This window comes from Mycobacterium sp. (assembly GCF_049280035.1).
Lineage (GTDB): Bacteria > Actinomycetota > Actinomycetes > Mycobacteriales > Mycobacteriaceae > Mycobacterium.
Window position 1 is genome coordinate 1 of the sequence record NZ_JBAPPI010000108.1, and the last position, 6,762, is coordinate 6,762.

Annotated in this window: 7 protein-coding genes and 1 pseudogene; 3 read left to right on the forward strand and 5 right to left on the reverse strand. The window is 65.6% G+C overall.

Going from position 1 to position 6,762, the window contains the following annotated elements; all coding sequences use genetic code 11:
* Window positions 1-247 precede the first annotated feature (247 nt).
* Window positions 248-1,144, reverse strand: a complete 897-nt coding sequence (locus tag WAN71_RS03570) for an alpha/beta hydrolase (RefSeq protein WP_422224016.1) — start codon at window positions 1,142-1,144, stop codon at window positions 248-250.
* A 63-nt stretch (window positions 1,145-1,207) separates the two neighbouring features.
* Between WAN71_RS03570 and WAN71_RS03575 the strand changes: the two genes are divergently transcribed.
* A complete protein-coding gene (locus WAN71_RS03575; RefSeq protein ID WP_422224010.1) occupies window positions 1,208-2,560 on the forward strand; it encodes an FAD-binding oxidoreductase in 1,353 nt (450 codons plus the stop codon).
* Here the strand turns inward: WAN71_RS03575 and WAN71_RS03580 are convergent.
* Complete coding sequence (locus tag WAN71_RS03580; protein ID WP_422224011.1) at window positions 2,557-3,096, reverse strand: TetR/AcrR family transcriptional regulator; 540 nt, start codon at window positions 3,094-3,096, stop codon at window positions 2,557-2,559. The genes WAN71_RS03575 and WAN71_RS03580 overlap by 4 nt on opposite strands.
* Window positions 3,097-3,207: 111 nt before the next feature.
* Here WAN71_RS03580 and WAN71_RS03585 point away from each other — a divergent pair, with 111 nt between their 5' ends.
* Window positions 3,208-3,852 (forward strand): SDR family NAD(P)-dependent oxidoreductase, encoded by a 645-nt coding sequence (locus WAN71_RS03585; RefSeq protein WP_422224012.1) that lies wholly within the window; start codon window positions 3,208-3,210, stop codon window positions 3,850-3,852.
* On the opposite strand, the gene WAN71_RS03590 is transcribed toward WAN71_RS03585, so the two are convergent.
* From WAN71_RS03590 to WAN71_RS03600, 3 genes and pseudogenes are all read right to left on the reverse strand, one after another.
* The gene (locus WAN71_RS03590; protein ID WP_422224013.1) at window positions 3,841-4,683 is read right to left on the reverse strand and encodes a thioesterase family protein; all 843 of its coding nucleotides are present in this window, start codon (window positions 4,681-4,683) and stop codon (window positions 3,841-3,843) included. The genes WAN71_RS03585 and WAN71_RS03590 overlap by 12 nt on opposite strands.
* 10 nt (window positions 4,684-4,693) lie before the next feature.
* Window positions 4,694-5,545 carry an SMP-30/gluconolactonase/LRE family protein gene (locus WAN71_RS03595; protein ID WP_422224014.1) on the reverse strand — a complete coding sequence of 284 codons (852 nt, stop codon included), beginning with the start codon at window positions 5,543-5,545 and terminating at the stop codon, window positions 4,694-4,696.
* Window positions 5,529-5,974, reverse strand: a pseudogene (locus WAN71_RS03600) (SRPBCC family protein). Before WAN71_RS03600 ends, WAN71_RS03595 begins: the two are co-directional and overlap by 17 nt.
* 128 nt (window positions 5,975-6,102) lie before the next feature.
* Here WAN71_RS03600 and WAN71_RS03605 point away from each other — a divergent pair.
* Window positions 6,103-6,762: LLM class F420-dependent oxidoreductase (locus WAN71_RS03605; RefSeq protein WP_422224015.1), on the forward strand; the 660-nt coding region annotated here is incomplete at its 3' end.

The window sequence follows — 6,762 nt, forward strand, 5'->3', positions numbered from 1 at the left end:
GTAAAGGCGGCCCATGGTCCGGGTGGCGCCGATCGTCTCGAAAAACAAGCCCATGCGGTCAACGAACTCGGCTTCGTCGAGAGACATCACGCTCCGTACGATACACAATGTTCAGTACAAACTGAACGTACTATACGTAGTCATGCAAAGAGTCCCGCTGGATGCCTCCGCTTGGCCAACGTCCAGACTGTTGGCCCGTGGACGGCGGCATCAGCGTCATCCGCTAGGACTAATTGCCCGGCTAGGACTACGCGTTCTTCAGGTTCTTGTCGAGGAATTCGAGCTGGTCGGCGACGACGCGCTCGAATGCGTCGTCGACGTAGATCTCGAAATGGCCCTCGGGATACAGCTTGATCTGGACACGCGGCGCCATCGCTGCGTAGCGACGGGTCGGCCCCGACGGTGCGACCGAGTCGGTTTCGCACACGCAGAACAGGATTGGACACGGGACCTTTGCCGCGAGCCGTCCCGGACGGTAGGTGATGAACTTGACACCGATGCGGGCGGCGACCTCGTTTCGCAACGTCGTGCCGCTGGGCACCAGCCTCATATAACCGGAGTACGCGTCGGGGGCGTGCATCAGCGCGACCTCGCCCGGCCTGCCTGCGGTCGGCACCATCACCGGGGGCCTGCCGAGCCGGGCGCCGATCAGATCGCGTAGCGCTAACGCGGTGATGCGTGCGCTGATCAACGGGTTCATCGCCCCCAGCGATGCGATGCTGTCGGTGAACGGGCATTGCGACACCACAGCCGCGATGCCGGGCAGCCGCGCTGCCGTCGCTATGACATGGCCACCGCCAAAAGACGTGCCCCACAGGCCAATCCGATTGGTATCGATACCTGTCAGCGTCCGAGCGTAGGCCACCGCAACCGTCCAATCCTGCAGTTGCATGCCGATATCGAGTAGTTGACGCGGCGCACCCTCGCTGTCGCCGAAGTTCCGGTAATCGAACACCAGACAGGCGTAACCGGCTGCACAAAAACGTTCGGCGTAGACGTCCAGCCGCATGGCGCGAACCGCCCCCAACCCGTGCGCCATCACCAGCAGCGGCGCCTTTACTTCTGAGCCGTCATCCGCCGGCCGATACAGCCACGCGCTTATTCGGTCGTGGCCCGAGTTGAACCAGACATCCTCACGTTGCATGCTCACGGCTCCCTATCCTGCATCACTCGCGGTGGCAATGTGGCGGTGTGGTACACCGTCGCCATGACTCCGAGCGTGCTGCAAGCCGTGTCATCGGTGGTCGGACCGAGTTACGTCAGCACCGACCCCGATGTGCTGGCCGGCCGCAGCGTCGACCACACCGGCCGCTATCGGGGGCAGGCAAGCGCCCTGGTGCGTCCGGGCACGGCGGACGAAGTTGCCGAGGTGCTGCGGCTGTGCCGGGACGCCGGGACGCACGTCACCATTCAGGGTGGTCGCACCTCCTTGGTGGCCGGCACCGTCCCCGAGCATGATGATGTGCTGTTGTCGACCGAACGGCTTTGCACCATAAGCGATGTCGACACTCTGGAACGCCGCGTGGAAGTCGGGGCGGGGGCTGCCTTGGCCGCGGTACAGCGCGCGGCGACGGCGGCCGGTCTGCTGTTCGGCGTGGACCTGGCGGCGCGCGACACCGCCACCGTCGGGGGGATGGCCTCGACCAACGCCGGCGGATTGCGCACCGTGCGTTACGGCAACATGGGCGAGCAGGTCGTCGGTCTGGACGTAGCTTTGCCCGACGGGTCGGTGCTGCGACGGCACTCCCGGGTGCGGGCCGACAACACCGGCTATGACCTGCCGGCGCTGTTCGTCGGCGCCGAAGGAACGCTGGGTGTGATCACCGCGCTCGATCTGCGGCTGCACCCGGATCCACCGCATCGAGTGACGGCCATCTGCGGCTTCGAGGACCTCGACGCGCTGGTCGACGCCGGGCGGCTGTTTCGCGACCTGGACGGCATCGCCGCCCTGGAACTGATCGACGGCCGAGTCGCCGCGCTGACCGACGAGCATCTGGGTGTGGCGGCGCCGGTCCGCGGTGACTGGTTGCTGTTGGTGGAACTGGCATCCGATCAGGACCCGACCGAGCGCCTAGCCGAAGCGCTGACGGGGGTGCGGACCTGCGGAGAGCCAGCGGTAGGCGTCGATCTGGTTGCGCAACAACGATTGTGGCGGGTGCGGGAATCGATAGCCGAGGTGCTCGGTGTCTACGGGCCGCCGGTGAAGTTCGACGCGTCGCTGCCGCTGGCGGCGGTCGCTGCGTTCGCTCGTGACGCGGACGCGCTGCTGCGCCACCATGCGCCCGACGCCATCGGTGTGCTGTTCGGGCACATCGCGGAGGGCAACCTGCATCTCAACGTGCTGCGATGCGGCGCAGAGCAGGAACGCGACATATACGCGGCGATGATGGACTTGATCGCTGCATGCGGCGGCAATGTCAGCTCCGAACACGGGGTCGGCAGCCGTAAGCGCAAGTACGTCGGCATGTCCCGCGAGGCCGCCGACATCGCGGCGATGCGGACGCTGAAGACGGCGCTCGACCCGACCGGCTATCTCAATGCCGCGGTGCTGTTCGACTAATCCGGTCCTGCTTTGATTCCCACCGCGTGGCGCAATTGGGCCAAGAACTGGTCGGCGTCGTCGCCGCGGATCATGTAGTGCGAAATCGCTACTCGGATCGCGGTGGCCGCTTTCACCGCGGCGTTGGGCCCGGGCATCAGCCGCTGCAGACCCTCCCGCATCTGGGGGATGACATGTGAGAACTGGCTGATCACGTGCTCGGGCTCGATGTCGACCATGCGCACGCCCGAGTAGGAATGCTGGTACTCGACGATGAACCGCAATGCGGCGTCCAGCTTGTCGGCTCCCTTGAGGCCGGCCGTCGCCTTGCTCAAACCGCTTTCGAAGGTATGTCGTTCGTAACGTGAGAACGCCGAAAGCAGCGCTTCCTTCGAGGCGAACCAGCGGTAGAGCGTCGGCCTCGACACTCCCGCCTGCGAAGCGACATCGGACAGGCTGAGCTTGCGCTTGCCGTTGCGACTGAGCACCTCGGCCGTGGCCGCGAGGATCCGCTGCTGCGTCGAGGTGTCGCCTTCGATAGTCGACGTCTGCTCCATACCCCAACTTTACAAAAATAGCCCGGAGTGTCACGCTGTTTTCGTGGCACTGGTAGCTGACCACCAAATCTTAGCTGGACCCCGGCGCATCGCGGCTGATCGGCGCTCGTCGTGAGCCAGCCCTGGGCCCCCAGGGCCCAGAAAGCAATCGTCATCACCGCAGCCTCATCGCCCGTCGCACTTGCGACTGCGGCGCGGTTGGCCGCCGGTGGGGATTTGGTGTTGATGGGAACCCGCCGGCCCGACATCTGCGAGCGGTTCGCAGCCGAACTTCGGTCCGATGGCGCGGCGGCCTTCGCCGCCTACCTGGACCTCGCCGATCCACCGTCGGTCGATCGGTTCGTCAAGTCCGCTGACTACCTGATCGGCGCCGTCGACGTGCTGGTCAGTGCCGCGGGTCTGGCCGACGGTTCGTGGGTTGGCGCACAACACTTTGCGGCACAAGTCATTCCGCCGATGATCGACAACCGATGTGGCGACGTGGTGCTGATCAGCCCGGCTCTGGTCGGTGGGTCCTCGGCGACGGCCGACCGGATGCTCGAGGCCTGGGTAGCCGGCCTGGATGCCGAGTTCGTCGGCACCGGCGTGCGAGCCTCGATCATCCGGGCGACCGGAACGCATGGTGGGCGGGTACCGCCGGACGACATTGCCTGCCTGATCGCCGCGGCGATCAGCTCGCCTGAGCAAATGCACCTGCGTGTGGTCGACGTCATCGCACCGGTGCCCGCGGCGTCGATCTCGGCGCTAACGGACTAAGGGCTTGGGCCTTGAAGGACGGGGCCGCACCAACACCGACTGCTGGATAGCGGCGACCGCTCCGGTCTCGTCGAACAGGGTGCCCACCGTCGTACCGATACCGTCTGGCCCGTAGTTGGTTTCCGCCCGGATGCCGATCCAGTCGCCGTCAGGAATCCGGTGCACATGGACGACGAGATCGTTGTTCAGGAACGTCCACTTGGTGATGTCCAGTTTGGAACCGATGCCGTTGGCACAGTCGGCGACCGCGAACAGCCGCTCCAACGGCGTCATCGTTTCACCGGTGACCAGGTTGACTGTCGGCTTGATCCAGGACTCGCCCGGACCATCGTTGAGCGGTTTGGTCAGCCACCGCCAGTCCAGACTGTGTACGTAGTTGCGGTCCCAATCCTTTTCGAGATTGCGGCTGCGGCCTTCGCTCACCGGACGCGGCAACGGTGCCGCCGCGTGCGCCAGGTCGGCGGTATCCAGCTGCTGCAGCCGCCATCCACTGGCCCGGGCCGCCGGCCGGGGCTGACCATCTGGGCCCAGCGCCAACATCTCGGCGCTGATCAGCTCGATCTGTTTGCCGGGGCGCTCGACTTGGGAGCGAATCCACAAGTCGCCTTCGGCCGGCACCGGCCCCAACAAATCGACGGCGACCCGGCTGAGCCGGGTGTCGTCGCGGGCAGCGCAGCGCTCGAGCGCCCGGACCAGAAGCGCCGACACCGGGGCGGCATGCTGCAGCGCCGCTGACCACGTGCTCCTCACCAAGTCTGTGGCACAGAACTTTTCGCCCAGCGGGTCGGCGCCTGGACTATCTACGAGCATCTCGTAGTAGGAATCGGTCATCGCTCACCTTTCAGGGCAGGCCGGCGCCAGGAGTATCCACGATCACCGCGTCGAGCCGGGAGAGCCGGGTACCTATCAACCGTTTGGGATAGGCGTCGGTACTCGACAGCATGAACAATGTCCGCCGCGCGGGCCCGCCGAGCGTGCACGCGATCGCGGCGCGGCCGCCGATGTCGATGCGATGGGTCACTTGTCCTTTGGGGCCGCCCTCTACGACGCGCTCGAACTGGTGCGCCAGCGTCATCGACGTCCACACGCCGCCATCGGCGTCGAGGCTGATGCCGTCGGGCGGACCGTCGAGACCGTCGGCGAAGACCCGTCGGTCGGCCAGGTCGCCGTCGTCGCCGATGCTGAACGCGGTCAGGCGCCGGCCGATCGACTCGGCGACGATCAAGGTCTGGTGGTCGGCCGTGATGGCCATTCCGTTGGGAAAGTCCAGATCTTGCGCTACCACCCGCACGCTGTCGTCGGGATCGACGCGCAAGATGACGCCGCCCTGAAAGGCTTGCGACCCGATGTAGGCGCGTCCGAGGTGGTCGACGACCATGTCGCCGAGGTCAGCAGGTGCGACATCGCTCGGATCGGCGATCGTGACGACGGTTTCGCCGTCGTAGCGCAGCAGCTGCCTTTTTTCGGTAGACACGATCAGCAGTGAGCCATCGAGCCGGAATCCCAGGCCCGACGGGGTGTGCCCGGGCAGCGACAACGTGGTCAGCGAGCCGCTCAGGTCGGCGGTGTGCACAGCCTCGCCCAGCATGTCGGAGAACCACAGCAGCCCCTCGAACCAGCGCGGGCCTTCACCGAAGCTGAAGCCGGCGGCCAGCGGCGTCAGCCCGTCAGTGTGATCAGTGGCCGCCGTCATCGAGCGCATCCAATTCTCGTGCGATCGCCGCATGGTAGGCGTCGATCTTGGCGGGGTTGACTTGCTGAAACAAGGCGTCGGGTAGCGGTGCGTGTTTGTAGGCCTCGATCGTCATCGTGCAGGTGAACAGGGTGATCTCCTCGCCCGGTCGGGTGAAGTGGTACTGGACCGTGATCCGGCCTTCCATGCCACATCCATAACTTCGGCCGCTTCGCGATCGCCAGGTGCCAGGTGAAGATTCGGTCGCCGTCGGAGCCGGACTCCTGCCGGGTGTCGCCGACCTTCAAGGGCAGTTCGTCGGGCAGGTTGATGATGTGCGCGCTGCCCGGATAGGTCATCGTCGGAGTTCGCCGGGTTCGTGACGAAGTCATAGATGATTTCGGGCGGTCGGGCGAAGGCGGTTTCCGAACTCGCGGTCACAATGCCCAACTGCGTTACCTCCTTGTGGCGCTGGATCCGACCAGGCAGCGGCCCGGCTGACTTTACAGATTATCGTATGAGTGTCACGCAGTAACTTTGCAGGGATATCGTCGGCGCTCAGCTAAGGAAAGCGGCAGATGCATTTCACCATCACCCACCCGATGCACCGCCACCCGTACAACCCGGAACTGGTCAGCGGCGACGGCATCGCCGCGGTTGCCGCCGCCGCGGAAGCCGCCGGATTCCACGGCTTCGGGTTCACCGACCACCCCGCGCCGACGCAGCGCTGGCTGGAAGCCGGAGGACACGATGCACTGGACCCGTTTGTGGCGATGGCTTTCGCCGCGGCCCGGACCACCACACTGCGACTGATCCCCAACATCGTGGTGCTGCCGTATCGAAACCCGTTCGTAGTGGCGAAGTCTGGTGCATCGTTGGATTTGCTTTCCGGCGGCCGATTCACGCTCGCGGTCGGAGTCGGTTATTTCAAACGGGAGTTCGCCGCCCTCGGCGTTGACTATGAACAACGGGCCGACCTGTTCGATGAGGCCCTCGACGTGATCCGGGCAATCTGGACCAGCGATGACGTCTCATTCGAGGGCAAGCACTTCACCGCGCACGGCATCACCGCCCACCCCCGACCGGTAAGCGACCCGTATCCGCCGATCTGGGTCGGCGGAAACACCGGGGCCGCGCGCCGGCGGGTGGCGCAAAAGGGCGACGGCTGGTGTCCGTTCCCGGCGCCGGCCGTGCTGGCCCAGACTGCTCGCACCGCGACCCTTGACTCGGTGCAAGGC